The sequence below is a fragment of the Streptomyces sp. LaBMicrA B280 genome (assembly GCF_049222185.1).
GTDB classification, from domain to species: domain Bacteria; phylum Actinomycetota; class Actinomycetes; order Streptomycetales; family Streptomycetaceae; genus Streptomyces; species Streptomyces murinus.
Genome location: NZ_JBMJCT010000062.1, coordinates 14,331 through 40,405, shown reverse-complemented (window position 1 = coordinate 40,405; position 26,075 = coordinate 14,331). Strand labels below are relative to the sequence as shown.

Here is a 26,075-nt window from a genome sequence, read left to right as displayed (position 1 = left end):
GCGGCACGGCTCCGCCCCCGGCGCGGGCCGGGGGCGGAGCCGTGCCGAGTCGATCAGCTGCCGGTCGCCGACTTCCAGTCCTCGACGTACGAGGTGAGGTTCTTGTCGATGTCGTTCCAGTCCGGCTGGAAGAAGTCGACGCCGTCCATCAGCTTGGTGAGGGCGATGGCGTTGGCGTCCGTGGCCTTGACGTCCTCGCGGGCCGAGAAGCCGCCGCCGATGGAGCTGACCTCGGCCTGCGCCCGCTGGGAGAGCATGAAGTCGAGCAGCTTCCTGCCGTTGGCGCTGTGCGGGGCCTTGGTGACCAGGCCCGCGGCGTACGGCAGCGCGAAGGTGGAGGGCTTGCCGTCCTTGCCCGCCGGGAACCAGATGCCGAGGTTGGGCATGGTCTTGGACTGGGCGTAGTTCATCTGGACGTCGCCGTTGGCGACGAGCAGCTCGCCCTTGTCCACCTTGGGCGCGAGCTTGCCGGTGGAGGCGGACGGGCCGACGTTGTTGGCCTGGAGCTTCTTCAGATAGGCGAGGGCCCGGTCCTTGCCGCCGAGGTCGTGCATGGCCTGGATCAGCACGGCGGTGCCGTCACCGGCGACGCCCGGGGTGGAGTACTGGAGCTTGTTCTTGTACGACGCGTCGAGCAGGTCGTCCCAGGTCTTCGGCGCCGTCTTCAGCTCCTTCTTGTTGTAGACGAAGCCGAAGTAGTTGTTCACGACGGAGGTCCAGGTGCCGTCGGGCGCCTTGTCGGCGCCGCTGACCGCGGTGGAGCCGTCGGGCTCGTACTTCTGGAGCAGGCCCTTGGCGTCGGCCTCCTGGATGAACGGCGGCAGCGTGACCAGCACATCGGCCTGCGGGTTGCTCTTCTCGCGGACGGCGCGCTGCACCACCTCGCCCGAGCCGCCCTCGACGTACTTGACCTTGATGCCGGTCTTCTTGGTGAAGTCCGCGAAGACCTTGTCGTACCAGCCGTCCCCGTTCTCGCCCTTGAGGCCGTCCGCGCTGTAGACGGTGACCTCCTTGGCGTCGGAGGCGGCGGAGGAGGAACCGCAGGCGGACAGCGCGGGGGCGGCGAGCAGGGCGACGGCTGTGGCGAGCGAGAGTCTGGTCCTGGACATGGCGAGACGAACTCCTGGCGTTCTCAAGGCGATCGGGGGGTACGGGAGTGGCTGGTCAGCGGTACGACGCCCGGGTGCGGACCCGGGAGACGGCGAACAGGACGAGCAGGGTCGCGGCCATCAGCACCACGGCGACGGCGGAGCCGGTGAACAGCGCGCCGCGGTCGGTGGCCGCGTAGATCAGGACGGGAAGCGGGGTCCAGTCCGGCGGATAGAGCATCATCGTGGCGCTCAGCTCGCCCATGGACAGGGCGAAGCAGAGACCGGCGGCCGCGGTCAGGGAGGGCAGCAGCAGGGGCAGCCGTACCCGCCACAGCACAGAGGAGGGCCGGGCGCCGAGGGAGGCGGCGGCCTGTTCGTAGGCCGGGTCGAGGCGGGTGATCGCCGCCGACACGGACTGGTGAGCGAAGGCGGTGACCAGCACGGTGTGCGCGAGGATCACGATCCACCGGGTGCCGTTGAGCAGCAGCGGCGGCTTGGAGAAGGCCACCAGGACCGACAGGCCCACCACCACGGAGGGCACGGCGACCGGCAGCACGAACAGGGCGTCCAGCACCCGCTTGCCGCGCTTCTTCAGGGCCGCCCCGGCGAGCGCCGCCCAGGTGCCGACGGCCAGCGCGAGAAGGCTGGCGCCGGTGGCGGTGAGCAGGCTGGTGACGAGCGCCTGGAGGGCCTCGCCGCGGGTCGCGGAGCGGTAGTTGGCGAGGGTCGGGCCCGAGGGCAGGACGCTGGACCAGTGGGTGGCGAAGGAGGCGCCGAGCACCACGAGCAGCGGCAGCGCGAACAGCGGCAGGAAGAGGACGAGGAACACCGCCCACAGGGCCCGTCTGGCCCCTCGGCTATGCACCAGCACGACGGCTCACCACCCGGTAGAGGCCGTAGAGACCCACGGAGATCAGGACGTTGACGACGGCGACCACACAGGCGCCCGGGTAGTCGGACTCCAGGATCGCCTTGCTGTAGACGAGCATCGGCAGGGTGGTGACCCCCTTCGCGCCGGTGAAGAGCACGATGCCGAACTCGTTGAGGCAGAGCACCAGGACGAGGCTGCCGCCGGCCGCGAGCGCGGGCAGCGCCTCCGGCAGGATCACCTGGCGGACGATCCGCGGCGCCCGCGCCCCCAGCGAACTGGCCGCCTCCAGCTGGGCGGTGTCCAGCTGCGAGAACGCGGCGAGCAGCGGGCGCATCACGAACGGCGTGAAGTAGGTGATCTCGGCGAGCAGCACGCCCCAGGGGGTGTTCAGGAACTGGAACGGCCCCTGCGCGGCGCCCGTGAGCCCGGTCCAGGCCCCGTTGGCCATGCCGACGCCGCCGTAGATGAACAGCAGGGCCAGCGTGATCAGGAAGGACGGGAAGGACAGGAACACATCCACGAACCGTGCCACCGCCTTCGCGCCGGGGAACGGCACGAACGCGATCACCAGCGCCAGCAGGAACCCCAGCACCAGGCACCCGGCGGTGGAGGCGAGCGCCAGCCACACGGTGGTCCACAGCGCCTGCCGGAACGCCTCCGAGGCGAACACCTCGGCGTACGGCTGGACGGAGGTCCCCCCGCTGTCCGGGCGGAAGGACTGCTGGACGACCAGGGCGAGGGGGTAGAGGAAGAAGAGGGCGAGGAGGGCGACGGGGGGCAGGGCCCACAGCACCGCCCCGAACGACCGTGTGCGGCGCACCGGTTCACCGATGACCGGCGCCGCCTGGACGGCCTCAGCCATGACCGACCCCCGCGGGCAGCAGCACCGCGTCATCGGGCGCGAAGTGCAACGTGACCTCGTCACCCCGCCACGGCGGGTCCCTCAATTCCCGGACGTCCGCCATGACATCGTGTTCGCCGATCCTGACGTAGAGCCGGTGCGTGGCCCCGCGCCACTGGATCTCCTGGACGATGCCGGTGAGTTGGTTGGGGCCCGCCCCGATCCCCACGAGATGCGGCCGGACGCACAGCGTGGCCCGCGCCCCCGCGGCCACGCCCGCCGTGTCGACCTTCACCTCCCGGCCCGCGAGGTCGACGCTCCCCGAACTCACCGTCACCGGCAGCAGGTTCGCGCCGCCCACGAAGGACGCCGTGAACGCGTCGGTGGGCGCCCGGTACAGCTCCTTCGGTGTCCCGCACGCCCGCAGCCGCGCCTTGTCCATCACCGCGATCCGGTCCGCCAGGGTCAGCGCCTCGACCTGGTCGTGGGTGACGTACAGCATCGAGACCTCGGGCAACTCGCGGTGCAGCCGGGCGAGTTCCGCGAGCATCCCGGAGCGCAGCTGCGCGTCGAGCGCGGACAGCGGCTCGTCCAGGAGGAGCACACCGGGCCGGATGGCGAGCGCGCGGGCGATCGCGACGCGCTGCTGCTGGCCGCCGGACAGCTCGCGCGGATGACGGCGGGCGTAACCCGCCATGCCGGTCATCTCCAGCGCCTCGCCGACCCGTTGCCGTATCTCGCCCCGGGCCGTGCCGCGCGCCTTGAGTCCAAAGGCCACGTTCTCGTCGACCCGCAGATGCGGGAAGAGCGCGTACTGCTGGACGACCATCCCGATGCCCCGCCGGTACGGCGGCAGGTCCGTCACGTCCCGGCCGCCGAGGAGCACCCGCCCGGACGCGGGCCTGACGAACCCGGCGACCGCCCGCAGCGCGGTGGTCTTGCCGGAGCCGGACGGCCCGAGGAGCGCCATGACCTCGCCGGGCTCGACGGTCAGATCGAGGCTGTCGAGGACGACATTGCCGTCGTAGGCGACCGTGACGGAATCGAAGCGGATGCTCATCTCACCGGGCTCCCGTGAGCAGCGCGGGCAGGTCGGCCACCGAGTCCAGGACCCGGGTGGCGCCCGCCGCGTGGAACTCCGCGTCGCCGTGCGCCCCGGTGCGCACCCCGGCGACCAGCCCGGCCCCGGCGCGCACGCCGCTGAGCACGTCGTAGGAGGTGTCCCCGACCACGGCGACCTGCCGTACGTCCTCGGCGGCCCTGGTGCGCAGGAACGCCTCCAGGACCATGTCGGGGAAGGGCCGCCCGCGCCCGCCGGCGTCCGCCGGGCACAGGGTGAGCGGCACCAGGTCCGCCCAGCCGAGGGCGGCGAGGATGGCGTCCTGGGTGACCCGGGCGAAGCCGGTGGTCAGGACGACGGCGCGGCCGCTCGCGAGCAGGTCCTCGACGGCCTCGCGGGCGCCGGGGACGGGGGCGATCAGGCCGGCGTCGACCAGTTCGCCGTACGCCTTCTCGAAGGCGGCGTTGGCGCGCCGGGCCCGCTCCTCGTCCCCGAACAGGTGCCGGAACACGGAGATCTTGGACTCGCCCATGGTGGCGCGGACGTAGGCGAGGTGCTCGGCGTGCTCGGCCGTGCCCTCCCGGACGCCGAGTTCGGCGGCGGCCACGGCGAAGGCGCGCTCCACGAGCCCGCCGTCGGCGACGGTCGTACCGGCCATGTCGAGGACGACGAGCCGGATGTCGGGGGAAGTGTCGGTCATGGGGGTGCTCACCAGCCCAGTTCGTTCGCGGTGGTCTCGGCTATCGCGGGGGAGCAGGTCATGCCGCGCCCGCCGGGCCCGGTGACCAGCCATACCCCGTCGGCGACCTGCTGACGGTGCACGACGCGGGAGGTGTCCGTGCACTGCGCGTACACGCCCGCCCAGCGGTGCCGGATCCGCGGCAGCGGCCGGCCCAGCAGGTTCTGCACGACGCCGGTCAGGTGCTCGTACGGCTCCTCGACGGTGTCGAAGGGGAAGGGGTACGCGTACTCGTGGGTGTCGCCGATGGTCAGGCCGCCGTCGGCGCGCTGCACCATGAGCAGCTGCATCTTGTGCGCGGCCGCCGTCTCGGGCTGCGGCTGGCCGGAATTGAGCGCGTCGAGCGCCTTCGAGGCGTAGGCCGGGTAGTAGCGGAAGCTGTCGCCGTCCGCGACCGAGGTCGGCAGCGGCTCGCCCAGCGGGTCGGTCTGCATCATCTGGAGCCGGACCCGGCGCACTGGCAGATCGGGGCCCGCCAGCTCGCGGACCAGGCCGCCGAGCCAGGCGCCGGTGGCCAGCACGACCGCGTCGGCGCGATGCACGTCCCCGTGGTCGTCGCGGACGGCTCCGGCACCGGTCACCTCGCGGACCTCGCGGCCCGGCAGGAAGGTGTAGTTCGGGGACCTGCGCAGCTCCTCGCGCAGGGCGAGCTGCGCGGTGCGCGGCTCGACGGCGGCGTCCCGCTCGCAGTAGAGGGCGGCGATGAACTCGCCGCGCAGGGCGGGGTTGAGCGCGCGGGCCTCGCCCGGGGTCAGCAGCCTGTAGCCGCGGGCCGCGGCGTCCGCGCGGGCCACGGCGGCCTCGGCGACGGCCAGTTCCAGCTCCGTGCGCACCGGGGTCAGGGAGCCGGTGGCGCGGAAGCCCAGCTTGGCCACCCGGCCGCCGATGCCCTCCCACAGCTCCCGCGCCCGCAGCGCGGTCTCCAGCTCTTCTCCCCCGGCCCGGCCACTGACCCAGATCTGTCCGAAGTTGCGCAGCGAGGCACCGCGCGCCTCCGTCTCCCGCTCGATCTGGACGACCTCATGGCCGCGTTCGATTGCTTGCCAGGCGTGCATGGTGCCGACCACGCCGCCTCCGACGACTGTCACTCTCACGACGCCAACGGTGCTCGGGGACGGGTAACCGGAGACGTCCGCCGGTCGACGGGGGCGTGAACTGCCCATCACGTTTGGGCTAGACCCGTTATCTCATCGTGACCAATCAGGGGGTGAGTATGTCCGGATCTCCCTACCGAAAAGGGACGTTCCTCAGCCCTGGAGGTGGGCGGTGAAGGAGAACCGGTCCCCCCGGTACAGCGACCGCACCCGCTCCAGCGGCCGGCCGCCGGTGTCCCTGGACACCCGGTGGATCAGCAGCATCGGCAGGGCGGGCGGGGTACCGATGAGCAGCGCCTCGCGGGGCGTGGCGAGCACGGTCTCCAGGCGCTCGTCGGCGTCGCCGAAGCCGATGCCCTGGGCGGCGAGATAGCCGTAGAAGGAGGAGTCGGCGTCGAAGTCGGCGTCCAGCCGGGGCACCCGCTCGACCGCGACGTAGGTGCTCTCCAGGCCGACCCGCTCCTCGTCCGCGAGCAGCACCCGCTCCAGGTGCCACACCGGCTCGCCCTTCGTCAGCCCGGTCTCGGCGGCCAGGGGCGCCGGGCAGGGGAAGCGGTCGAGGGTGACGAGGGTACGGCCGGGGGTACGGCCCTGGCGGCGCACGCCCTCGGTGTAGCTCGCCAGCGACAGCGGCTGGGCCAGCTTGGGCCCGGCCACCACGGTGCCGCGCCCGCGCCTGCGCAGCCGCCCCTCCAGCACCAGCTCCCGTACCGCCTGGCGCACCGTCTCGCGGGCCACGTCGTACCGCTCGGCGAGGTCCCGCTCGGTCGGGATGACGCTGTCCTCCCCCAGCTGCTCCAGCAGTCCGGCGATCCTCGCCTTCACCGCGTAGTACTTCGGGATCCGGCCGTGCTCGGGGATGCCGGACCGGACGGGGGCGCCTGGGGCCTGCTCATACGGGTAGTCCACGCGGGGATCGTCGCAGATCGGGGTGGGGGCACCTCAACTCAGCGGCGCCTGCGGGCCAGGAGGAACGCGGCACCGGTCACACAGAGCAGGGCACCGGCGGCGGCGAGGAGGCCGTGGGTGAGGGCGGGGCCGGTCCGGGCGAGTTCGCGGGCGCGCCGCCCGGCCTCCTGGGCGTCCCGGGCGAAGGGGAGGGAGGAGTCGGGGGCGGTGGCGGTGGCGGTGGGGCGCGGGGTGCCGGGTCCGGCGGATCCGGTGCCGGGGGCCGTGGTGCCGCCGGGTCCCTGACTCTGCTCCGAACCCGTGCCTGTACCCGTGCCCGTGCCCGAGAGGTCCTGGGCCACCGGGGTGCCGTCCTGGTCCCCCGACGGCTCGGGGGCCGGGGACATCGGGGCGCCGACCCCGAACCGGTAGGCGTTGGACTCGCCGACCCAGTCACCGTCCTGGCCCCGCCGCTGCACGGCGGCAGCGTTGGCGGTGACCTGGTCGGGTACGGCGGCCTCATGGGTGAGCGCGAGGCGGACCCGCACGCTGACGGTCTTGCCGGGCGGCACGGAGAAACCGCCGAATCCGGGTGCGTCCAGCACGCCGACCAACTCCTTCTCGTCGGTGCTCTCGAACGTCACCGGGCGGACGCGGGAGCCGTCGTCGAAGTCCAACCGGGCCTGCCCGGCCGTCAGTTCGTGCCGGTCGTCGACGAGGACGACGACCGGGTGGATGCCCGCGCAGGAGCGGCGGGTGGTGTTGGTGAGATCGATGTACCAGGTGGTGGCGCCGTCGCCGGGCTGGTACTCGGTGGGGCCGCCGCGGATCCGGGTGGCCAGGGGAAAGGCGTGCTCGCCGGGCGCGGCGCAGGAGGGCGCGGGGGTGGCGGCGGCGGCCGGGGGCGGACCCCCCAGGGCCGACGCCGGGAGCGGACCGCCGAGCGCCGACGCCGGAAAGGGGGCGAGGGCGGTGGCCGGGAGGGGGGCGAGGACGGCGGCCGCGGCGAGGCCGAGGGGGCGGAGGGAGATGCGGCCGGGGGACAGGGACGTACACAGTCGCATGAACACATGACATGCCGGGTCAGGGGCGGGAGGCCGGGCCGCCACTCCGGGGCGGGCCGCGATGCCGCTCGATCGGCCGAGGCGGCGGGCCGGGAACAGGCGACGGCAGGCGACGGCCGGTCAGGCGCCGGCGCAGACGTGCTCGGCCTCGGTGGACGTCGAGTCCCGTACGCTCTCGGCCTTTTGCAGCGCCTGCCGCTGGGCGGTGCCGGGGTGTCCGCCGTTGGCCATGCTGCGCAGCAGGTCGGTCTTCAGGCCGTCGTAGTAACGCTCCGCCTGCTGGGCGGCGGCGAGGGCCTTGTCGCAGTTGGTGCGGGGAGCGGCGTGGGCCGCGGGCACGGCGACGGAGAACGCGAGAAGCGCTACGGCACCGGCCGCGAACGTTCGCATGGACGTCATGGGAACCTCCGGTGTGACGGGTCGTTCGGGTCGTACGTACGGCTACGGCTACGGCTCAGGAGGACAACGTGACGACGCGCCCGCTGCCCTTCACCTCCACACACGCCTGGTACGGATCGGGGTTCCCCCGCCGTTCCCCGCACTTCCAGCGGGCCCCGGCCGCGTGCACCTCGGCCCCGGTCGGCGCGCCGTGCCAGACCCTCGTATAGGCGGCCGCGACCTGGCGGGCCACGCCGCAGGTCACCCGCTCGCCCGCGAGCACACCGAGCCCGGAGGCGGGATCGGCTCCGCAGTACCGGACGCTCGCGCCCGGCGCCGCGAGGGCCGTGCCGCCCCCGGAAACACAGAGCAGACCGATCCCGACCGCCCCGACGAACACTCTGGCCTTCATCGACCCCACCGGGCACCTCCGTACCACGAGCGACCCCCACAGCATGAGTACCCACATGCGGTCCCGGCGCTCGCGAGGCGCGCCCGGAATCCGACGGCCCGGCGCGGCCCTCGTCGGCCCCTCACCCCTCACCCCTCCCGAACACCCCCGCCCCCAGCACCATCTCCGCCGCCCCCTGCGCCACGACCCGCTCCCCCTGCCGCACCACGTCCACCGCGACCCCCTCCCGGAGCCCCTCCCGCCGTGCCCGCGCGGCCAGCTCGGCCGACACCCCGCGCACGAAGGGCTCCGGGTCCGCCAGCACGGTCCGCCCCCCGAGCAGCACCCGGTCGATGTCCAGCAGCCCCACCAGATTCCCGGCGCCCACCCCGAGGACCCGCGCCGCCCGCTCCGTCTCCCCCCGCGCCACCGCGGACAGGCACAGCGCCTCCAGGCACCCCCGGTCCCCGCACGCGCAGCGCGGCCCGTCCAGCTGGACGACCTGGTGCCCGAACTCCCCCGCCCCGGTCCGCGCGCCCCGGTGCACCCGCCCGCCGATCACGAGCCCGGCCCCGAGCCCCGTACCGAGGTGCAGATACGCGAAGGATCCGCCCGCGCCCCCGACCGCGAGCCCCACCGCCGCCGCGTTCGTGTCCTTGTCCACGACCACCGGCACCCCCAGCCGTCCGTGCAGCGCCTCCCGCAGCGGGAAGCCGTCCCACCCCGGGAACCCGGTCACCCGGTGCAGCACCCCCCGCACATGGTCGAGCGGCCCCGGCAGGGCCACCCCCACCCCCAGCAGCGACCCGGCCTCGGCAAGCTCCCCGAAGGGCCCCAGGCAGGAGCGGACCAGCCCCGTCACCGCCTCCCCGACCACCCCGAGCACCGCGTCGGCGCCCGCCCCGAGGTCCAGCTCCCCGCGCCGTTCCCCCACCACGGCCCCGTCCAGTCGTACGAGCACCGCCCGCAGCGCGTCCCGGTCCAGCTGCACCCCCACCGCGTGCCCCGCCTCCGGGACCAGCCGCAGCACGGTGCGCGGCTTGCCGCCCGTGGACGCCCGGCGGCCCGCCTCCGCCGCGAGCCCCGCCTCCCGCAGCCGTCCGGTGATCTTGCTGACGGCCTGCGGGGTCAGCCCGGTCCGCTCGGCCAGTTCCAGCCTGCTGATGCCCTCCGCCCCGGCCCTGCGCAGCAGATCGAGCACGAGCGCGCTGTTGTGCGACCGCACCGCCCCCAGGTTCGCTCCGGCCCGCCCGCTGTTCACCCTGTCCTCGCTCACACGCCCATTCTCCCCGTGGCTTGCACTTTGGCAACAGCGTTGCGAAAGTGGAGCGCATGAGCACTCCCCTCCGCGTCGGCCTGGTCGGCTACGGCCTCGCCGGCTCCGTCTTCCACGCCCCCCTGATCACCGCCACCGAGGGCCTCGTCCTCGACACGGTCGTCACCTCGAACCCGGAGCGGCAGCAGCAGGCCCGCGACGCGTTCCCGGACGTGACGCTCACCGCGACCCCCGAGGAACTCTTCGCCCGGGCGGGCGAGTTGGACCTGGTCGTCATCGCCTCCCCGAACAAGACGCACGTCCCGCTCGCCACCGCAGCCCTGGCGGCGGGCCTGCCCGTGGTCGTGGACAAGCCGGTCGCCGGCACCGCCGCCGAGGCCCGGACGCTCGCCGCCCTCGCCGAGGACCGCGGCCTGCTGCTGTCCGTCTTCCAGAACCGCCGCTGGGACAACGACTTCCTCACCCTGCGCGCCCTCCTCGAAGACGGCGCGCTCGGCGACGTACGCCGCTTCGAGTCCCGCTTCGAGCGCTGGCGCCCGCGCCCCAAGGGCGGCTGGCGCGAGTCCGGCGACCCCGCGGAGATCGGCGGTCTGCTGTACGACCTCGGTAGCCATGTCGTCGACCAGGCCCTGGTGCTGTTCGGCCCGGCGGCCGAGGTGTACGCGGAGGCCGACGTGCGCCGTCCGGGCGCCGAGGCCGACGACGACACCTTCATCGCGCTCACCCATGAGAGCGGCGTCCGCTCCCACCTCCACGTCTCCGCGACCACCCCCCAACTCGGCCCGCGCTTCCGGGTGCTGGGCTCCGAGGCCGGCTATGTGAAGTACGGCCTCGACCCCCAGGAGGCCGCCCTGCGCGAGGGCCTGCGCCCCGGCCCCCGGTGGGGCGCGGAGCCCGAGGCCCTGTACGGCCGGATCGGCGCCGGTGAATCCCCGCTGACCGGCGGCGGCACCCCGGTGAAGACCCTGCCCGGCGACTACCCCGCCTACTACGCGGCCGTCGCCGCCGCCCTCACCGGCGCGGGCCCCAACCCGGTGACCGCCCTGGAGGCGGCCGCCGCCCTCGACGTACTGGAGGCGGCCCGCAGGTCCGCCCAGGAGAAGGTGACGGTGACCCTGTGACCACACAGCAGCAGCAACTCGCGCCCTCCATCGAAGAGTTGGAGGAGCAGGAACAGCGCCTGACGTTCGACCGGTTCACGTACGACGACGCCTGGGCGCTCGGTTCCCTGATGGTCGGGCTGGCCCGCGAGCGCGGGCTGCCGGTGGCGATCGACATCCATCGCGGCGGACAGCAGCTCTTCCACGCGGCCCTGCCCGGCTCCGCCCCGGACAACGACGCCTGGATCGTCCGCAAGCGCCGGGTGGTCGAGCGCTACGGCGCCGCCTCCTATCTGGTCGGCTCCCGCTTCCGCGCCAAGGGCACCACCTTCGAGAACTCCTCCCGCCTCGACGCGGACACCTACGCGGCGCACGGCGGCTCCTTCCCGATCCGTCTGGAGCAGGCGGGCATCATCGGCGCCGTGACCGTCTCCGGCCTGCCCCAGGTCGAGGACCACCGGCTGGTGGTGGCGGCGCTGGAGAAGTTCCTCGGCCGCCCGGCTCGGTCCCCCGGCGGTTCGACCGACTGAGGGAACCGGGCGACCAGACCGAGGGAACCCGGGAATCAGCCAGAACGCCCTCCGGTTGGCAGTGGGCACAGACGTGATGATCACGACAGCACCGCCCCACCCTCCGGAGGGATCGCCCGCATGAGTCAGAGCACAGGCACGCTGAAGGAACGCCTCGGCCGGCACGGCGTCTGGGACGTCGCGCTGCGCGCGGAGGACCCCGCGCGCCGCGGCGAGCAGGAGGACGCCGCCGCCGAGCTGGAGGAACTCGACTTCGGCGCGATCTGGCTCGGCGGCAACAGCACCGCCGCGCACGCCACCCCGCTCATCGAGGCCACCCACCACATCACGGTCGGCACCAGCATCCAGAGCGTCTGGCAGCAGGACGCCACCACGACCGCGGCAGACTTCGCCCGGCTGGAGTCCTCGCACCCCGGCCGCTTCCTCCTGGGCCTCGGCGTGAGCCACGGGCCCCGCGTGGAGGGCTACCACCGCCCCTACTCCACGATGGTCGGCTACCTGGACGAGCTGGACAAGGCCGGCGTCCCGGCCGGCCGCCGGGTCCTGGCCGCCCTCGGCCCCAAGATGCTGAACCTGGCCGGGGGCCGCGCGGCCGGCGCCATCCCCTACCTCGTCACCCCCGAGCACACGGCGCAGGCCCGGGAGATCCTCGGCCAGGGCCCGCTGCTCGCGCCGGAGTTCAAGGTCGTCCTGGAGCAGAACCCGACCCGCGCCCGCGAGATCGCCCGCGCCTATCTGGCCCGCTATCTCGAACTCCCCAACTACACCGACAACTTCCTGCGCCTCGGCTTCGACGAGTCCGATGTCGCGGGCGGCGGCAGCGACCGGCTCATCGACGCGGTCTTCGCCTGGGGCGACGACGATCGGATCCGCCGCCGCGTGCACGCCTTCCACGAGGCGGGCGCCGACCATGTGGCCCTCCAGGTCGTCACGGAGGACACGGGCCGCGCCATCCCCCGGGAGCAATGGCGCAGGCTGGCCCTGCTGCTGAGGTGACCGGGTCACGCCCTTGCCCCCGGCCACCGCCCGTTCGAGGCGTTCTCCCCTGCCCTGGCCGGGTGGGGCCCGCAGCACGCGCGCCCCGGCCCCGACCGGCTCGGAGGCGCGGGGCTGTCCGGACGTACGGCTCCGCCGTGCGGGCGCGACGAGCCATGAACCGCTCGCGCCCGACGGCGAAGCCCCCTTGCCCGGCCGCCCCGGCGGAGCGCCTACGCGTCCCTGAACTCCTGCCGCTGCCGCCCGAGTCCCTCGACCTCCAGCTCCACCACGTCCCCGGCCCGCAGATACGGCTTCGGCTCGGGATGCCCCATCGCCACTCCGGCCGGCGTCCCCGTGTTGATCACGTCTCCGGGGTACAGCGTCATGAACCGGCTGACGTAGCGCACCACTTCGCCGACCGGGAAGATCTGCTCGGCCGTGCTGCCGTCCTGCTTCAGCTCCCCGTTGACCCACAGCCGCAGCGACAGCCGCTGCGGATCCGGGACCTCGTCCGCCGTCACCAGCCAGGGCCCGAGCGGATTGAACGTCTCGCAGTTCTTGCCCTTGTCCCAGGTCCCGCCCCGCTCGATCTGGAACTCCCGCTCGGAGACATCGTGCGCGACCGCGTACCCGGCGACCTGCGCGAGCCCCTCCTCGGCCGACTCCAGGTAGCGCGCCCTGCGCCCGATGACGACGGCCAGCTCCACCTCCCAGTCGGTCTTGGCGGAGCCGCGCGGCACCAGCACGGTGTCGTGGGGCCCGACCACCGTGTCCGGCGCCTTGAAGAAGACGACCGGCTCGGCGGGCAGCTCGGCGCCGGTCTCGCGCGCGTGGTCGTGGTAGTTCAGCCCGATGCACACGATCTTCCCGATCCGTCCGAGCGGCGGCCCGACGCGCAGTCCCGCCGCGTCCAGCACGGGCAGTCCACCGGCGGCGGCCGCGTCCCGCACCCGCCCGAGCGCGGCGGCGTCGGCGAGCAGCGATCCGTCGATGTCGGCCACGAGCGCGGACAGGTCGCGCAGGGTTCCGTCGCCGTCGAGCAGCGCGGGCCGCTCGGCCCCCGCCGTACCGACTCGCAGCAGCTTCATGGTCACCATCTCCCTCGATCGCGGGCGCCCGGCCGACGGGTGCGGCCGTCGGAGGGCTGGACGATCCTCCAATCACCCCGTCCACCCGGCAAGACCCTGTTCACGTACTGGACCGTAACTCCGGCCCGTTCGGCCGCTACGGCTGCCGGTACAGCGCCGCCCGCTCCACCGCGCTCCACGTCGTACTGGTCACGACGTACAACGCGGCGGCCAGCGGTACGACGGCCACGCTGATCAGGGTGAGGAAGGACAGGAACGGCATCACCCTGCCGACCGCGCCGAGCCCCGGCACCTGCTCCTCGCCACCGGCGGCGGCCATGACCGGGTTCTGCGCCATCTGCTTCCTCGTGCGCAGGTAGTTGAACGTGGCGACGCCCGCGACCAGGGCGAACAGCACCAGGTAGACGACTCCGGCGCCGCCGAGGAGCCCGTCCCCGGCGAGCGCGTCGGCCCACCGTCCGCCGAGCGGCGCGGCGAACAGCCGGTGGTCGAGCAGCGCGTTGCCCGAGGTGCTGGAGAACAGGTGGTAGAGGAGGAAGAACGCGGGGAGCTGGAGCAGGCTCGGCAGGATGCCGGAGAGCGGCGAGACCTTTTCCTCGGTGTGCAGTTCGAGCAGCGCCGTGCGGAACCGCTCCTGGTCCTTGCCGTGCCGCTTGCGCAGTTCGGCGATTCTCGGCTGGAGCGCGGCACGGGCCCGCTGGCCCCGGGCGGCGGCGCGGGAGAGCGGGTGGACGAGCAGTCGTACCAGCGCGGTGAACAGGACGATCGCGGCGGCGGTCGCGGAGCCGTGGCAGAGCGGTGCGAGCAGGTCGGCGAGCCGCTCGACCAGGTGCGCGAACACGGAGAAGACGGACATGGATGAGCCCTCCGGGGGTCTCGTCGTGCCGGAAAGAGATGAGATCGGCAGGACGACCCACGCGGGGTCACGGCATACGGGGTGCGTGCCCTACGCGGTGGTCGCCGGGAGGGTGTGTCCGGGCGCCCGGGGCCTGCGGCGGCCGCGCGCGTCGGGGTCACGCTGGGGCAGGAAGGCCGTGCGCCGGGCCCGGTCGCGTATCGCCGTACGGATACGGGTGGGCGGTACGGCGGGTGCGCGGCCGGCGGCGATCAGGGTGCACAGGGTGAGCGCGGAACCGGCGGCGGCGGTCGCGGCGAGGGCGACGGCGGTGGTGAGGCCGCCGGTGTCGAGGAGCGCGAGGGGGAGCAGGAGGAGCAGGGGGGCCAGCAGGAACGCGACGGCGCGACCGGGTCCGCGGCTACTGGTCCGGCTCATTGTCGCCCCCCTCCCTGACTCCACTGATCGGTGCTCGTCCCGCACCGCATCATGCCTGATCGGTCTCCAAAGGCTCCAGCAGCCGCCGCGGCTCGAGCAGCGCGCGGCTGACCGGATCCACCGGGTCCGGATCGAGTCCGGGGCCCGGCTCCATGACAACGTCGGCGACCGGCACGATGGTTCCGCACCGGGCGCATTCGCCGTACGGGCCGAGTTCGGTGCCGCAGGCGGCGTGCCGGAAGGAGCGCAGCCGGACGTCGGTGAAGTGCTCGCGGCCCCAGGCGCCGAGGGCGCGCAGGGTGGGCCACAGGGCGATGCCGCGCTCGGTGAGCACGTACTCGTCGCGGGGCGGCGACTCCTGGTACCGGCGCTTCTCCAGGATCCCCTCCGCGGTCAGCGTCTGGAGCCGGGCGGCGAGGACGGCGCGCGGGATGCCGAGGTGGACGAGGAAGTCGTTGTAGCGCCGTACGCCGTAGAGCGCGTCCCGTACGACGAGCAGCGTCCAGCGCTCGCCGACGATCTCGAGCGCGCGGGCGATCGAGCACTCCTGTGTCGCATAGTCCTTGCCCAGTGCCATGCCCCCACTGTAGCCACTTTCCGGCAATAGGTTCAGTCATCGAACCGACCGTGTTACGGTGGCCGGGACAGCTAGGTTCAATGACCGAACTGAGGACTTGCCATGACCGGGGTCGATTCCGCCGCAGTGGGCGAGGCGCGAGAGGCACGAGAGGCGCAGGGAGCGCGAGAGGCGGCGCGCGGGACGCGCGAGGAACCGGGGGCGAGCGGCGCTCACGGCTCGAAACCGGGCCCGCACCCGGGATCACCCCCGGACCCGCACCCGGAAACGCACCCGGACCCGCGCTGTGGATCGGACTCCGCCCGGCCCTCCCCCGTCCGCCCCCGCGCCACCCTCGCCCTCGTCAGCGCGGCGACCGCCGTGACCCTGATGAACTACACGGCCCCGATGGTCACGCTCCCGGAGACCGCGGCCGCCCTGGGCACCCCGCTCTCCGGCCAGGCATGGCTCCTGAACGGCACCCCGCTCGGCCTCGCCGCCCTGCTCCTGGTGGCCGGCAGCCTCGCCGACGACTACGGCCGCCGCCGGATCTTCCTCGCCGGCACCCTGGCCCTCGGCCTGACCACCGCGCTCGGCGCGCTCACCACCTCGACCTGGCAGTTCACCCTGGCCCGCATCGCCCAGGGCGCGGCCGGCGCGGCCCTGCTGGCCAGCGCCCTCGGCCTGATCGTGCACGCCTTCCCCACTCCGCGCGGCCGACTGCACGCCACCGGTGTGTGGGGCGCGTTCGTCAGCGGCGGCATCGCGGCGGGCCCCCTGGTCGCCGCCGCGCTGCCCAACTGGCGCACCGGCTACGGCGTCCTCGGCGCCCTCGCCCTGCTGCTGGCCGCGCTCGGCACCCGCACCCTCACCGAGTCCCGCGCGCCCCGCGGCGGTCGCCCCGACATACCTGGCGCGCTGACCTTCGGACTCGCCCTGGTCGCCCTGGTCGCGGCCCTGACGCTGGGCCGGGACGGCTGGCTGCGGGCACCGGTGGGCCTGCTCCTGGCGGCGGCCGCGGCACTGATCGCCGTCTTCGTCGCCGTCGAACGGCGCTCCGGCACCCCGATGGTCGACCTGGGCCTGCTGCGCCACCGCCGCTTCCTGGCCTCCTCGGCGGGCGGCCTGTTCACGGGCCTCGCGGTGATCGCCGTCTTCAGCTATCTGCCCTCGGTCGTCCAGCGGACCATGCACCTCTCCCCGCTGGCCACCGCCGGTCTGCTGCTGCTCTGGTCCGGCCTGAGCTTCGGCGTCGCCCTCCAGGTCAAGCGCCTGACCCTCCCGCCGCGCGGCCAACTCGCCCTGGGCTTCGCCCTGCACGCCGTCGGCGCCCTGACCATGCTCGGCGCCATCGGCGCCGGCTCCTGGACCCGGCTGCTGCCCGGTCTGATCATCGGCGGAGTGGGCAGCGGCCTCCTCAACGGCGCCCTGCCGCTCCTCGCCGTCGAGTCCGTCCCCCGCGAACGCGCCGCCATGGGCTCCGGCGCCCAGCAGACCCTGCGCTACATCGGCTCCAGCGTCGGCGTCGCCCTGACCATCGCCCTCGCCACCTCCGGCGGCCACCTCGCCCATGGCACGGACCTCGCCCTGCTGGTCTCGGCGGGCCTGGCGGTGACGGGCGCGATCGGCGTGCTGGCCCTGCGGGACCGCGAGCAGGACGCTACCGGGGGCGGACGGACACCAGCTTCCCCCACACCGCCATCCGGTACCGGGAGGTGAACTCGGGCGTGCAGGTGGTGAGGGTGAGGTAGCGGCCCGGCTCGCGGTACCCGTACCCGGGCCGGACGAGGGAGCGCGGAACGGGCCGCAGGACCCCGGAGTCCCTCGCCGAGGTCCGCGGCAGCACGCTGTCCACGTCGTACGTGTACGTCGCCGTCCCCGTCTCCACCTCGACGGTGTCCCCGCGCCGCAGCCGGGGCAGGTGACGGAAGGGCTCCCCATGGGTGTTCCGGTGCCCGGCGAGCGCGAAGTTCCCTTCCTGGCCCGGCTGTTGGGTGCCCGGGTAGTGGCCGACGTACCCCTTGTCCAGGACGTCCGCCTTGCCGACGCCCTCCGCGACGGGGACGCGCAGCCCGAGCCGGGGGACGACGAGGACGGCGAACGCCTGGGCGGGGCGGGGGCGGACGGCGGGGTACGACGGCTGCCGTGACGGTTTCGGCGCGCGGGGCCCGGGTGTCGTGGGCGCGAGGGGCATGGGCGCGGGCGAACCCGCCCCCGGCGCGGGGGCGTCGGCACTCGGCCCCCACCCCCGCTCCAGCGCCGCGACCTCCCGCTCGGCCCCCTGCCGGGCCTCCCGGTTGGTCCACCACAGCTGGTGCGCCACCAGCAGCAGGAGCAACACCCCGGCGGTGACGAGCAGTTCGCCGCCGCCCCACAGGATCCGCCGGCGCCGGGCACGCCTGCGCCGCTCCCCGTGCCCGACGACCCGGACGCCCGCCGCGGTCCGCATCCGCACACCACCTCCACCGGAGCCGCCCGCACGATAGGCGCGCCGCCCTCAACTCGCCAGAGGCGAGCCCGATTTCAGGGGGTGCGCGCGGTGGGCAGCGGAAGGGCGTCCTGGTAGCCGTTGATGGGCCGGGGCACCTTCTTGACGGTACGGGCGTCCAGCGCGACCGCCGCGGAAGCCGTGCCCAGCGTGCCGCCCGGGTGCCAGACCCCGGTGACCGTGACCCACGTATTGGCGGGCAGCACGGGCCCGCCGTACACCCGCACCTTCACCGACTGGGCGTCCGCCGCACAGCAGTTGATGATGATCCGGGTGAGGTCCCAGCTGCCCTTCCCGTGCGGCGTGACGATGCCGGTCATCAGGATGGTGCGCCCCTTGATGGCCCGCGCGCGGTCCTGCTGGACCCGGCTGGTGAAGTCGGACAGGGTCATCGGCAGTGGAGAGAGGGCGGGCAGCGGCGCGAACTCGCTCTGCTGGGCCATGGGTTCGGGCGGCTGCCGGGAGGCGGTGTAGGCGCCGAGGGCGGGCGGGGCGTAGCAGAGCAGGCTGAGCGCGGGCAGCAGCAACAGCCAGGCGACGCGGGGCACATGGGAGTGGTCGTGCCCATGCGTGTCGTACTCCCGCTTGTGCCGCCTCCGGTCGAGGACCGCGCTGGCGACGCCCAGCAGCACCAGTACGCACCCGGAGGCGATGAGCAGGGGCCGCATGCTCTCCTTGACGTACCGCAGGCACAGATCGGTGACGAGGGAGATGCGCAGCAGGCCGAGCCCGCACAGCACCAGCAGCCCCGATTGCAGCGTCCGCCTCACAGCAGGGCACCTCCGATCAGCGCGCTGCACACGACGGCGACGACCAGGGTGACGGCGGAGAACCGTACGGCGAAGGCCCGCCCGAACGTGCCCGCCTGGAGGGCGATCAGCTTCAGGTCGACCATGGGCCCCACCACCATGAACGCCAGCCGCGCCACCGGCGGGAACCCGGTGAGCGAGGCCGCCAGGAAGGCGTCCGCCTCGGAGCAGACGGCGAGCAGCACCGCGAGGGCGGCCAGGAAGAGCACGGACAGCCAGGGCGTGCCGGTGAAGGTGGCGAGCACGGAGCGCGGCACGCCGACGTTGAAGGTGGCGGCCGCCATCGCGCCGAGCACCAGGAAGCCGCCGGCGTGCAGGAAGTCGTGCTGGAACCCGACCCGGAACTCGTCCCACCTGCTGTGCCCGCTCCGGTGCCCGGTGTGCCGTACGGCGGGCCGCAGCCACTCGCCGCGCCCGAACCGCAGCCACAGCCACCCCATCGCGACGGCCGTCGCGAGGGAGGCGAGCAGCCGGGCCAGCACCATGGCCGGGTTGCCGGGGAAGGCGATCGCGGTGGCGGTGAGCACGACCGGGTTGATGGCCGGCGCGGACAGCAGGAAGGCGAACGCGGCGGCCGGGGTGACGCCCCGCCCGATGAGGCTGTTGGCCACCGGCACGGACGCGCACTCGCATCCCGGCAGCACCACCCCCGCCAGCCCCGCCACCGGCACGGCGAGCAGGGGCCGCCGGGGCAGCATCCGCTGGAACGCCCGCTCGGGCACGAACGCGTTGATCGCCCCGGACAGGGCCGTACCAAGCAGCAGGAAGGGCAGCGCCTGCACCGTCACCGCCAGGCACACGGTCCGCCACGCCTCGACGGCCGGGGCGTCCCCCCACCGCCCGACGAGGAAGAGCAGGGTGCCGGGCACGACGGCGGCGCCGACGAGCAGCAGCGGCCAATGCCGGGGCAGCGCCCCGGCGGCCCCGCCCTCCGCCCGGGCCGCGTCCAGCCCCTCCCGCTCGGCGTGGACCAACTCCCCCGTCACGCGCATCCCGACCCACGACCCCACGTCCAGATGTCCGCCCAGACCGGATGTCTGTACGGATGTCGATGTACGGGACAGAAGATAGCGAGTGGTCCTGTGTGCGGCGGGTCGGGGCACGACGGTCCCGGCAGCTCTCCTGTGTCCGGGTTCCGGCGGACCGGTATATCCCGACAGGCGCCGTTACATGCGAGGTGTCCCCCTCAAGGACCACCCCACCGGACCGCCCTCACGTTTGTCGGCGCCCGGCAGTACGGTGTCCCCCATGCGCCCCGACACGCCTGCCGAGAACGTCGACCACACCGCCGAAGCGGCACGCCTGGAGCGGACCGCCGGCCTGTACCCGGAGGACGCCGAGGCCCTGCTCCTGCGGGCCGCCGCCCACCTGGAGCTGTCCGGCGACCGCCCCGCGGCCACCACCCTCTACGACCGCCTGCTGTCCACCCCGGCCGCCCTGGAGAACCCGTCGCTGGTGCGGGCCCTGAAGGCGTCCAACCTCTGGGAGTACGGCCATGAGGCCGAGGCCCGGGCGATCATCGAGGGCATCCGTACGACGGCCCCGCACGAGCCGGGCCCCTGGGTGATCATCGCGGAATCCCTGGAGGCCCACGACGAGCTGGAGTCGGCGGAGGAGACGTTCACGGAGGCGGCCCGGCTGCTCCTCCCGGACACCGCGGAACCCCCGCAGGCCCTCCACCCCCTCCTGTACGGCCGCCACCGCGTCCGCCGCATGCGGGGCCTGCCGCACGACGACTGGGACACCCTGGCCGACACCCTGCACACCGCGCCGGTCACCCTGGACGAGCTCCACGACCCCAAGCGCGTCTGGTCCCTCGGCTCGGACAACCCGGCCGAGCTGGAGGCCGAGATCTCCCGCCTGCGCACGGAACTGGGCGCCTACCGCGAGGCCCTCTCCCGCCCCTTCCCGGTGGCCGTCCTGCACTGGCCGGCCCCGGAACTGGCCGAACTCCTCTCGGCCTACCCCACCCTCTCCACGGAGTACCCCTCCCACGAGACCCACCTCACGACCATAGAGTCCTCCTTGCGCGAACTCTCCACCTCCGGCACCGACAACCTCGGCATCGTCACGGGCACGGTCCCCTCCTACGAAGCCTTCGCCGCCTCCGAGGCAACCTCCCCCGACGACCCGACCCTGCTCCCCCAGTACGCGACAACCCTGGCCGCAAGGGGCAGAGCAGCAGCGTGGCCTCCGGGGCGGGGGGCGGGGTGCTGGTGTGGGACGGGGCGGGGGTACGTGGAGTGCCACGGGGCGTAAGGCCACCGAGCTAGGCTTGCAGAGTGTCCGAAGACTTGCCGTGGGTTGCGCCGGAAGGCTCCTGGGCCTCATCCGCAGCGCGGCGCCGCAATATGCAGGCGATCCGCAGCCGGGACACGAAGCCTGAACGGCTGATCCGGCGACTAGTTCACGCCCAGGGACTGCGTTACCGCGTCGCCGTACGCCCCTTGCCGGACCTTCGCCGGACAGCGGACCTCGTGTTCCGTCCGGCGAAGGTAGCCGTATTCATTGACGGCTGCTACTGGCATGGCTGCCCTGAGCACTACGTTCCGCCCAGGACCAACTCGGGCTACTGGTCAGAAAAAGTGCTCCGAAACGTCGCGCGGGACCGCGACACTGACGAGCGCCTCAAAGAAGCCGGATGGCTCGTGCTCCGATTCTGGGAGCACGAGCCATCAGACATTTGCGCCAATACGATCGCCACGATAGTGAGCCGCCGGCGCGGGCGTAGTAGTCGGCCTGACTGACAGAGGGAAAGCCATCTGCTCTTGCTCCAGCAGATCAGCGGAAAGTTCCCGAGTATCTGGCACGTAGTCGCGGAGAAAATCATCACGGTGCTCCGGACGAAGGACTGCGACAATGGCCCGCCCTACCGCTTCAGCAACCGGCGGCGGGAAAGCGTTACCGACCTGGCGATACTTTGCGGTCTTCTTTCCCTGGAATTTCCAGTCGGCCGGAAATCCCTGGATAAGGGCAGCCTGTTCCACAGTGAGCATCGGCCCCGCAGGCCGGAAAAGGTCCCGCTCCGGGTCACAATTATCAGGGTCATTGGCGATACCCATGCCATCCACGCCGAGGGCTTCCCAAGCCCTCTTGGCCCGGGTCGGTCCCAGGTCCGCGCCACCATGCTTCTTCGATCCGCCGACGAGGGTCGGAGCGACACCTCTGCCGATCGCAGCTGCCCTGGAAGCCTTGCGCAACCACTCCTGGTAGACATCCTTTCCAGTGCGCTCCCCGGGCTTCGCCCGCTCTCCGTGCTCGTTTTTCGTCCAAAACTCCTTGCAGCGCTGCTCCATGCTCGCGGCAAGCTCGTCAACTACCGTCGCCTGCTTGCCTTCGACCCTGGACGGCCATACGAATTCATGGCCGGACTCCTGAAGGACATCTTCACGAATCACAACCAGAATGGCCCGGGGCCTCAACTGGGGAACGCCAAACTTGCTCGCATCAATGCGACGCCAGACCTTCCGCATCGCAAGGTCCTGCTTCTCCGCCGACCAGCTCGCCTTGATATCAGGAACCATATATCCGAGGTCTCGCAGGTTCCCCAAGATGTCCCTGCGGTAGTCGATGAAAACCTCTGGGGGTTCCAGAATACCCCGGACGTTCTCGATCATAACCGCCTCCGGCATAAGCTCATCGACGATCCTCAGAGCATCCGGAAAAAGGTCCCGCTCATCATCCTTCCCCAGCCGCTTGCCAGCCAACGAGAAGGGCGGGCAGGGCACGCCACCCGCCAGCAGCCCCAGTTGCTTCTTCTCGATTCCTGGATTACCGGCTCCGCCCGGCTTGAGGAATTCCCGCACGTCCGCAGACTGAAGGGCCTTAGCCCGTTCCTCACTCCAGCCAGGCCAGTCGCCCACGTTCGCCCGCAGAGTCTCCACCGCGTGCGGATCCCACTCAAGGAGAGCCAGGTGGTCAAACCCCGCATTATGCAGCCCAACGGCTTGCCCGCCCGCCCCGGCACAGATCTCCACTGAGGTCAGTGGCCGGGCGAACTGCGGACGCTCACGACCGCTGGCGCTCATAGGGTTCCTTCCAGGAGTGACTCAAACGGACCCCAAGTGTCCCAGAGGCCAGCGGTCGCTTGCTGGCTCTCGAGCACATGGCACCCACGAGTCTCCCACTGTCTCAGCCCTGGCCAGCGATCAGGCCAGGGCTGAGATCAGGGAACGCTTCCATCACTGTGATCTCACTCACCAGACATTCTGGCAAGTGATTCAGCCAAGCATCGTTCAGAGTTGCCCGGTCAAGGGCGCCCAGTACTCACGCACGGCCGATGTGCCGGAGCAACGCTTCGATATCACCGGGTGCGAGGCCGGCCGCTACGGAGGGTTCCTCCTCCAGGTCCGCCAGTTGCTGGACCGTGGGGTCATCGAGGATCTTGCCCATGAATTCGAGCTTCTGGTCCAGCCGCATCTCGACCACTTCGTCAATGGTCTTCCGTGCAGCGAGCACGATGACCCTCGTCTCCGTGCCTGGGGCGAGACCCAGCCGGTGGATCCGGTCGAGGCTCTGGAGATAGCGCCCAGCCATGAAGTCGCGGTCCACGTAGACCGCGTCGTGGCACACGTGATGAAGGCTGATCCCCTCTCCGAGTGTCGCCGGGTTGGAGATCAGCACCATGCAGCTGGGGTCCTCGCGGAAGCGGCGCAGTTGCTCTTCCCGGTCCGGCGTGCCGCCGTAGACGACAGCCGGGCTGTACTTCTCCAGCATCTGCGCCAAGGTGGTCAGGCTGCGCACAAAGGTCGTCCAGACCAGCGTCTTACGGCCCTGCGCGGCGTTCTCGGCGACGATCGTCAGCGCTTCCTTGTACTTCGGAGACAGCTCGTAGTCCGGAAGGTTCTGCATCAGCGAGTACAGAGAGCTGCCGACCGGAATCTCCAGCGGAGGAAGCTGATAGGCCAGCGGCTCATACTTGGTGGCCCCCTCCAGCAGCAAGGCCGGGCTCGTCGCCGCCATCAGCAGACGCAATGCCGTCTTGCCAAGCCCACTGAGATCGTCGCGCGTGGTGCCGGCGGCCGCGCCGCCTACCAAAGAGCTGTAGATCTCGCCGTGCAGATCCGGCATGTCGACATAGCGCATCCGCAAGGTCATCGGCGGCAGGCCGAGTTCCTGCTTGGTCGTCCGCGTGAACAGCGGCCTCAGGACCGTGCTCGCGTAGGCGAGGTCTCCGCCTGCCACTGCCCGGGTGACCGCCCGCTGGCCGTGGCCCGGCCAGACGAAGCCCATGAGGTTCTCCAAATCCTTGGAACCGTTCGGGGCCGGCGTACCGGTCAGGATCAGCCGACGTTCCGCGAGCGGTCCGAGCGCCATACACGCGGCGCCGTACGTACCACGCGCACCAAGCTTCATACGGTGGGCCTCATCTAGCACGATCATCGAGGGTGCGGACTTCAACCAGCTCGCGAGCAGGGACAGCGAGCGGTCCAGTCGCTCGTAGTTGACGATGAGGACCTCGGCCCACTCATCCAGAGAGCCGTCGAGGACGTGGGTGCGCAAGGGATAGGTGAAGCAGACAGCGGTCTCGTAACGCCACGATTCATAGGCCGACTTAGGGCAGACGACCAGGAGCCTGCTGACGGCTCCCTTGGTCCGCTGAGCCGCGTACACGGCGAGCGCCACACGGGTCTTGCCAGCACCCGGGACACTGAAGTTCGCCCCGTGCCCAAGAGAAAGCAGCTTGGCGACATCCCGGCGCTGGAAGGTGTTGAGGTCTTCCTTCCACGTGTCGCCGAGCATGCCCAGGACTTCATCGGCCGCGACCTCCGAAGGCGGACCGGTGTCGGTCAGCCGCTCTTCGACGAGCCGCGCATCCCTGACCACCCCGGACACGAGGCTGCGGAGCTCCGGAGCCCACTCAACGCCGGCGGGGTCAGGCCAGCCACTGAGGACGGCCAGGTTCGCCAGGAGATCGTCCAGGACGACCGAGGCAGAGTGCGGGCCCAGCTGGCCGCCGGTACGGAACCGGGCGGCCAGCTGGACGAGGTCTTGCCGGTACTGGTCAGTGGTCCGCAGGACGACACGGGTGCGTGCGTCGTCGAACCCCAGGTGCAGGGACGTTTCCGTCACCGAGAACCCTCCGCGATGGCGGCGGCGAGGAGCCAGGAGACACCGTCGCCAGGGTTCGGGATGCCGCGCCCGGCCTGCTGGGCGAGCTTGCGCAGGCTGCCCTGGAGCTTGAGCACGGCTTCGTCGAATGCCTCTTCATCCAGACTGTTCGAGGTACGGGCCTGGACCAGCTCGAAGACACACTGATCGATGTTGGCGCACGCGTCCGCGAGCCGGGCCGGCGCGAGTTGCTTGCGCTTACGAACCCGCGCGTCCCGGCCATGCTTATCGATCGCCCTATCGAAGGCGCCCCTGGCCTGGTCGAGCAGCGCCTGAGCCGACGCCTTCTCGCTGTCGGACACTCCCGCCGTCGTGTTACGGACGGTGGCAGCCGCACGGAGAATGCGGTCATTCAGAGCACGAGCCGCCGATACAGCCGACGATGCGGCCGGTACGTCCAGGCCCAGCCCGGGAATGGCGACCACCTCAGGCTGCGCCGCCGTTCCGCTGTCCGCCAGTTCCGGCGGCAGCACGTCCTCCAGATACCCCTCCTCCAAGAAGACCTCGTCGATGTGGCGCACATCCGTCTTCGAGAAGTTCAGCAGGATCGCCGCGAGGCGCCGTTCCTTCAGAATCTCGGCCTGGTCCCGGTCCAGATTCTCCAGCTTCACATAGAGCCTCTGGAGTTCCTTAAGGCGCTCCTGCGCCCCCTCCCAGTCCACCAGTCGCAGCGCGACACCCCCACCGCTCGCGCTGCGGTCGTTCAGCTCCTTGATCACGCTGAGGATCCACCGCTCCTGGTGATAAGTCGCCGGCCTGATCCGGAACTCCTTGGCGATCTGCTCCGGCGTCCGTCCCAGCGCCGCCTGCTCTTCCATGGCAAGCAGCCGGTTGATGTACGAGTAGTCGCGCCGCTGGTCCTGTCGGAGCTGAAGCGCCAGCTCTACGGCGTCGATGTCGGCCTGGGTGAACGAGGACGGGAGTACGCCCACCCGCATCGACGGCTTGCCGAGTTCACGCAGCGCGACGGCACGCGTGTTGCCATTCACCAGCACACCGTGGTGGGTGACCAGCCCGGGGTCGTTCTGCCCGAACTCCCTCAGGTCTTCCCTCAACTTCTCGTAGGCAGGATCAGGCAGTTCAGGGTCGGCCGGCAGGGCCATGAGCAAACTGCGCAGGTAGCGCTGACCGACTTCCCCGAAGGGATCCTTGTCCAGGTTCTGGTCCTGGTCCGGCTTGTGGGTGCGCTGGGCCCGGATCCTGTGCGTACCAGGATTGAGGTAGAGGTCGTTCAACGGCAGGTCGATCACTTCGACATGGAGCTGCTGCCCGTTCCAGTCGACCGTAACGGTCTCCCGGGTGCCGCCGGTCGCCCTCGCCTCCTCTACCCTCTTCTTGATCAGCCCACTGAAGTATTCCGCGCGCGGTGGCGGCGGGAAGTCCCGCACCATATCTTTTCCCCGTCCCTTTCTGTCGCCGGTCCTGTCAGCTGCTTTTGCCGGTCCTTCC

General features: G+C 71.9%; 26 protein-coding genes and 1 pseudogene. 6 read left to right on the top strand and 21 right to left on the bottom strand.

Features of this window, described 5'->3' with window-relative positions:
• Positions 1–53 precede the first annotated feature (53 nt).
• From ACLF5H_RS33190 to ACLF5H_RS33140, 11 genes are all read right to left on the bottom strand, one after another.
• Complete coding sequence (locus ACLF5H_RS33190; protein ID WP_421679728.1) at positions 54–1,109, bottom strand: 2-aminoethylphosphonate ABC transporter substrate-binding protein; 1,056 nt, start codon at positions 1,107–1,109, stop codon at positions 54–56.
• Between the two features lie 55 nt (positions 1,110–1,164).
• Positions 1,165–1,962 (bottom strand): ABC transporter permease, encoded by a 798-nt coding sequence (locus tag ACLF5H_RS33185; protein ID WP_421679727.1) that lies wholly within the window; start codon positions 1,960–1,962, stop codon positions 1,165–1,167.
• On the bottom strand, positions 1,949–2,824 hold the full coding sequence (locus ACLF5H_RS33180) for a 2-aminoethylphosphonate ABC transporter permease subunit (protein WP_421679726.1): 876 nt from the start codon (positions 2,822–2,824) through the stop codon (positions 1,949–1,951). Before ACLF5H_RS33180 ends, ACLF5H_RS33185 begins: the two co-directional genes overlap by 14 nt.
• Positions 2,817–3,863: an ABC transporter ATP-binding protein gene (locus ACLF5H_RS33175; RefSeq protein ID WP_421679725.1), complete on the bottom strand. Its 1,047-nt coding sequence runs from the start codon at positions 3,861–3,863 to the stop codon at positions 2,817–2,819. The genes ACLF5H_RS33180 and ACLF5H_RS33175 overlap by 8 nt, the downstream gene beginning before the upstream one ends.
• A 1-nt stretch (position 3,864) precedes the next feature.
• Positions 3,865–4,563, bottom strand: a complete 699-nt coding sequence (locus ACLF5H_RS33170; protein ID WP_421679724.1) for an HAD family hydrolase — start codon at positions 4,561–4,563, stop codon at positions 3,865–3,867.
• Positions 4,564–4,571: 8 nt separating this feature from the next.
• A complete protein-coding gene (locus ACLF5H_RS33165; protein ID WP_421679723.1) occupies positions 4,572–5,696 on the bottom strand; it encodes a TIGR03364 family FAD-dependent oxidoreductase in 1,125 nt (374 codons plus the stop codon).
• A 153-nt stretch (positions 5,697–5,849) separates the two neighbouring features.
• A complete protein-coding gene (locus ACLF5H_RS33160; protein ID WP_421679722.1) occupies positions 5,850–6,605 on the bottom strand; it encodes a GntR family transcriptional regulator in 756 nt (251 codons plus the stop codon).
• A 38-nt stretch (positions 6,606–6,643) separates the two neighbouring features.
• On the bottom strand, positions 6,644–7,648 hold the full coding sequence (locus ACLF5H_RS33155; RefSeq protein WP_421679721.1) for a hypothetical protein: 1,005 nt from the start codon (positions 7,646–7,648) through the stop codon (positions 6,644–6,646).
• 120 nt (positions 7,649–7,768) lie between these two features.
• Complete coding sequence (locus ACLF5H_RS33150) at positions 7,769–8,047, bottom strand: hypothetical protein (protein ID WP_421679720.1); 279 nt, start codon at positions 8,045–8,047, stop codon at positions 7,769–7,771.
• Positions 8,048–8,102: 55 nt separating this feature from the next.
• Positions 8,103–8,438: a hypothetical protein gene (locus tag ACLF5H_RS33145; protein WP_421679719.1), complete on the bottom strand. Its 336-nt coding sequence runs from the start codon at positions 8,436–8,438 to the stop codon at positions 8,103–8,105.
• A 121-nt stretch (positions 8,439–8,559) separates the two neighbouring features.
• A complete protein-coding gene (locus ACLF5H_RS33140; protein ID WP_421679718.1) occupies positions 8,560–9,693 on the bottom strand; it encodes an ROK family transcriptional regulator in 1,134 nt (377 codons plus the stop codon).
• 56 nt (positions 9,694–9,749) lie between these two features.
• Here ACLF5H_RS33140 and ACLF5H_RS33135 point away from each other — a divergent pair, with 56 nt between their 5' ends.
• The 3 genes from ACLF5H_RS33135 (at position 9,750) to ACLF5H_RS33125 (ending at position 12,319) form a co-directional block, all read left to right on the top strand.
• On the top strand, positions 9,750–10,814 hold the full coding sequence (locus ACLF5H_RS33135; RefSeq protein WP_421679717.1) for a Gfo/Idh/MocA family protein: 1,065 nt from the start codon (positions 9,750–9,752) through the stop codon (positions 10,812–10,814).
• Positions 10,811–11,323 (top strand): heme-degrading domain-containing protein, encoded by a 513-nt coding sequence (locus ACLF5H_RS33130; protein ID WP_421679716.1) that lies wholly within the window; start codon positions 10,811–10,813, stop codon positions 11,321–11,323. The genes ACLF5H_RS33135 and ACLF5H_RS33130 overlap by 4 nt, the downstream gene beginning before the upstream one ends.
• A 120-nt stretch (positions 11,324–11,443) precedes the next feature.
• Positions 11,444–12,319 carry an LLM class F420-dependent oxidoreductase gene (locus ACLF5H_RS33125; RefSeq protein ID WP_421679715.1) on the top strand — a complete coding sequence of 292 codons (876 nt, stop codon included), beginning with the start codon at positions 11,444–11,446 and terminating at the stop codon, positions 12,317–12,319.
• Positions 12,320–12,531: 212 nt separating this feature from the next.
• Here the strand turns inward: ACLF5H_RS33125 and ACLF5H_RS33120 are convergent, their stop codons facing one another.
• The 4 genes from ACLF5H_RS33120 to ACLF5H_RS33105 form a co-directional block, all read right to left on the bottom strand.
• Positions 12,532–13,389, bottom strand: coding sequence for a fumarylacetoacetate hydrolase family protein (locus ACLF5H_RS33120; protein ID WP_421679714.1), 858 nt, complete (start codon positions 13,387–13,389; stop codon positions 12,532–12,534).
• A gap of 136 nt (positions 13,390–13,525) precedes the next feature.
• Positions 13,526–14,245: a YidC/Oxa1 family membrane protein insertase gene (locus ACLF5H_RS33115; RefSeq protein ID WP_421679713.1), complete on the bottom strand. Its 720-nt coding sequence runs from the start codon at positions 14,243–14,245 to the stop codon at positions 13,526–13,528.
• 90 nt (positions 14,246–14,335) lie between these two features.
• Entirely contained in the window at positions 14,336–14,662 is a 327-nt protein-coding gene (locus ACLF5H_RS33110) for a DUF6412 domain-containing protein (protein ID WP_421679712.1), read from the bottom strand.
• A 49-nt stretch (positions 14,663–14,711) separates the two neighbouring features.
• Positions 14,712–15,239: a winged helix-turn-helix transcriptional regulator gene (locus ACLF5H_RS33105; RefSeq protein ID WP_421679711.1), complete on the bottom strand. Its 528-nt coding sequence runs from the start codon at positions 15,237–15,239 to the stop codon at positions 14,712–14,714.
• A gap of 309 nt (positions 15,240–15,548) precedes the next feature.
• Between ACLF5H_RS33105 and ACLF5H_RS33100 the strand changes: the two are divergent.
• A pseudogene (locus ACLF5H_RS33100) lies at positions 15,549–16,937 on the top strand (MFS transporter); the annotation flags it as partial.
• On the opposite strand, the gene ACLF5H_RS33095 reads toward ACLF5H_RS33100, so the two are convergent.
• From ACLF5H_RS33095 to ACLF5H_RS33085, 3 genes are all read right to left on the bottom strand, one after another.
• The gene (locus ACLF5H_RS33095; RefSeq protein WP_421679710.1) at positions 16,879–17,667 is read right to left on the bottom strand and encodes a class E sortase; all 789 of its coding nucleotides are present in this window, start codon (positions 17,665–17,667) and stop codon (positions 16,879–16,881) included. The pseudogene ACLF5H_RS33100 and the gene ACLF5H_RS33095 overlap by 59 nt on opposite strands.
• A gap of 74 nt (positions 17,668–17,741) precedes the next feature.
• Entirely contained in the window at positions 17,742–18,476 is a 735-nt protein-coding gene (locus ACLF5H_RS33090) for a TIGR03943 family putative permease subunit (protein WP_421679709.1), read from the bottom strand.
• A complete protein-coding gene (locus ACLF5H_RS33085; protein WP_421679708.1) occupies positions 18,473–19,501 on the bottom strand; it encodes a permease in 1,029 nt (342 codons plus the stop codon). The genes ACLF5H_RS33090 and ACLF5H_RS33085 overlap by 4 nt, the downstream gene beginning before the upstream one ends.
• 262 nt (positions 19,502–19,763) lie before the next feature.
• On the opposite strand from ACLF5H_RS33085, the gene ACLF5H_RS33080 reads away from it, so the two are divergent.
• Together ACLF5H_RS33080 and ACLF5H_RS33075 are read left to right on the top strand one after the other, a co-directional pair.
• Complete coding sequence (locus ACLF5H_RS33080) at positions 19,764–20,774, top strand: hypothetical protein (protein WP_421679707.1); 1,011 nt, start codon at positions 19,764–19,766, stop codon at positions 20,772–20,774.
• A gap of 35 nt (positions 20,775–20,809) precedes the next feature.
• Complete coding sequence (locus ACLF5H_RS33075) at positions 20,810–21,262, top strand: very short patch repair endonuclease (protein WP_421679935.1); 453 nt, start codon at positions 20,810–20,812, stop codon at positions 21,260–21,262.
• Here the strand turns inward: ACLF5H_RS33075 and ACLF5H_RS33070 are convergent.
• From ACLF5H_RS33070 to ACLF5H_RS33060, 3 genes are all read right to left on the bottom strand, one after another.
• Positions 21,191–22,543 (bottom strand): DNA cytosine methyltransferase, encoded by a 1,353-nt coding sequence (locus tag ACLF5H_RS33070; RefSeq protein WP_421679706.1) that lies wholly within the window; start codon positions 22,541–22,543, stop codon positions 21,191–21,193. The two genes, ACLF5H_RS33075 and ACLF5H_RS33070, sit on opposite strands and share 72 nt — an antisense overlap.
• A 238-nt stretch (positions 22,544–22,781) precedes the next feature.
• The gene (locus ACLF5H_RS33065; protein WP_421679705.1) at positions 22,782–24,587 is read right to left on the bottom strand and encodes a DEAD/DEAH box helicase; all 1,806 of its coding nucleotides are present in this window, start codon (positions 24,585–24,587) and stop codon (positions 22,782–22,784) included.
• Positions 24,584–26,017, bottom strand: coding sequence for a hypothetical protein (locus ACLF5H_RS33060; RefSeq protein WP_421679704.1), 1,434 nt, complete (start codon positions 26,015–26,017; stop codon positions 24,584–24,586). The genes ACLF5H_RS33065 and ACLF5H_RS33060 overlap by 4 nt, the downstream gene beginning before the upstream one ends.
• Positions 26,018–26,075 lie beyond the last annotated feature (58 nt).

Excerpts from the sequence above, each read along its gene's own strand:
- ACLF5H_RS33135 (WP_421679717.1), top strand. The coding sequence starts at position 9,750 with ATGAGCACTCCCCTCCGCGTCGGCCTGGTCGGCTACGGCCTCGCCGGC.
- ACLF5H_RS33150 (WP_421679720.1), bottom strand. The coding sequence starts at position 8,047 with ATGACGTCCATGCGAACGTTCGCGGCCGGTGCCGTAGCGCTTCTCGCG.
- ACLF5H_RS33125 (WP_421679715.1), top strand. The coding sequence starts at position 11,444 with ATGAGTCAGAGCACAGGCACGCTGAAGGAACGCCTCGGCCGGCACGGC.
- ACLF5H_RS33175 (WP_421679725.1), bottom strand. The coding sequence starts at position 3,863 with ATGAGCATCCGCTTCGATTCCGTCACGGTCGCCTACGACGGCAATGTC.
- ACLF5H_RS33145 (WP_421679719.1), bottom strand. The coding sequence starts at position 8,438 with ATGAAGGCCAGAGTGTTCGTCGGGGCGGTCGGGATCGGTCTGCTCTGT.
- ACLF5H_RS33080 (WP_421679707.1), top strand. The coding sequence starts at position 19,764 with ATGCGCCCCGACACGCCTGCCGAGAACGTCGACCACACCGCCGAAGCG.
- ACLF5H_RS33070 (WP_421679706.1), bottom strand. The coding sequence starts at position 22,543 with ATGAGCGCCAGCGGTCGTGAGCGTCCGCAGTTCGCCCGGCCACTGACC.
- ACLF5H_RS33190 (WP_421679728.1), bottom strand. The coding sequence starts at position 1,109 with ATGTCCAGGACCAGACTCTCGCTCGCCACAGCCGTCGCCCTGCTCGCC.
- ACLF5H_RS33170 (WP_421679724.1), bottom strand. The coding sequence starts at position 4,563 with ATGACCGACACTTCCCCCGACATCCGGCTCGTCGTCCTCGACATGGCC.
- ACLF5H_RS33120 (WP_421679714.1), bottom strand. The coding sequence starts at position 13,389 with ATGAAGCTGCTGCGAGTCGGTACGGCGGGGGCCGAGCGGCCCGCGCTG.
- ACLF5H_RS33095 (WP_421679710.1), bottom strand. The coding sequence starts at position 17,667 with ATGCGGACCGCGGCGGGCGTCCGGGTCGTCGGGCACGGGGAGCGGCGC.
- ACLF5H_RS33155 (WP_421679721.1), bottom strand. The coding sequence starts at position 7,648 with ATGCGACTGTGTACGTCCCTGTCCCCCGGCCGCATCTCCCTCCGCCCC.
- ACLF5H_RS33105 (WP_421679711.1), bottom strand. The coding sequence starts at position 15,239 with ATGGCACTGGGCAAGGACTATGCGACACAGGAGTGCTCGATCGCCCGC.
- ACLF5H_RS33110 (WP_421679712.1), bottom strand. The coding sequence starts at position 14,662 with ATGAGCCGGACCAGTAGCCGCGGACCCGGTCGCGCCGTCGCGTTCCTG.
- ACLF5H_RS33180 (WP_421679726.1), bottom strand. The coding sequence starts at position 2,824 with ATGGCTGAGGCCGTCCAGGCGGCGCCGGTCATCGGTGAACCGGTGCGC.
- ACLF5H_RS33060 (WP_421679704.1), bottom strand. The coding sequence starts at position 26,017 with ATGGTGCGGGACTTCCCGCCGCCACCGCGCGCGGAATACTTCAGTGGG.
- ACLF5H_RS33115 (WP_421679713.1), bottom strand. The coding sequence starts at position 14,245 with ATGTCCGTCTTCTCCGTGTTCGCGCACCTGGTCGAGCGGCTCGCCGAC.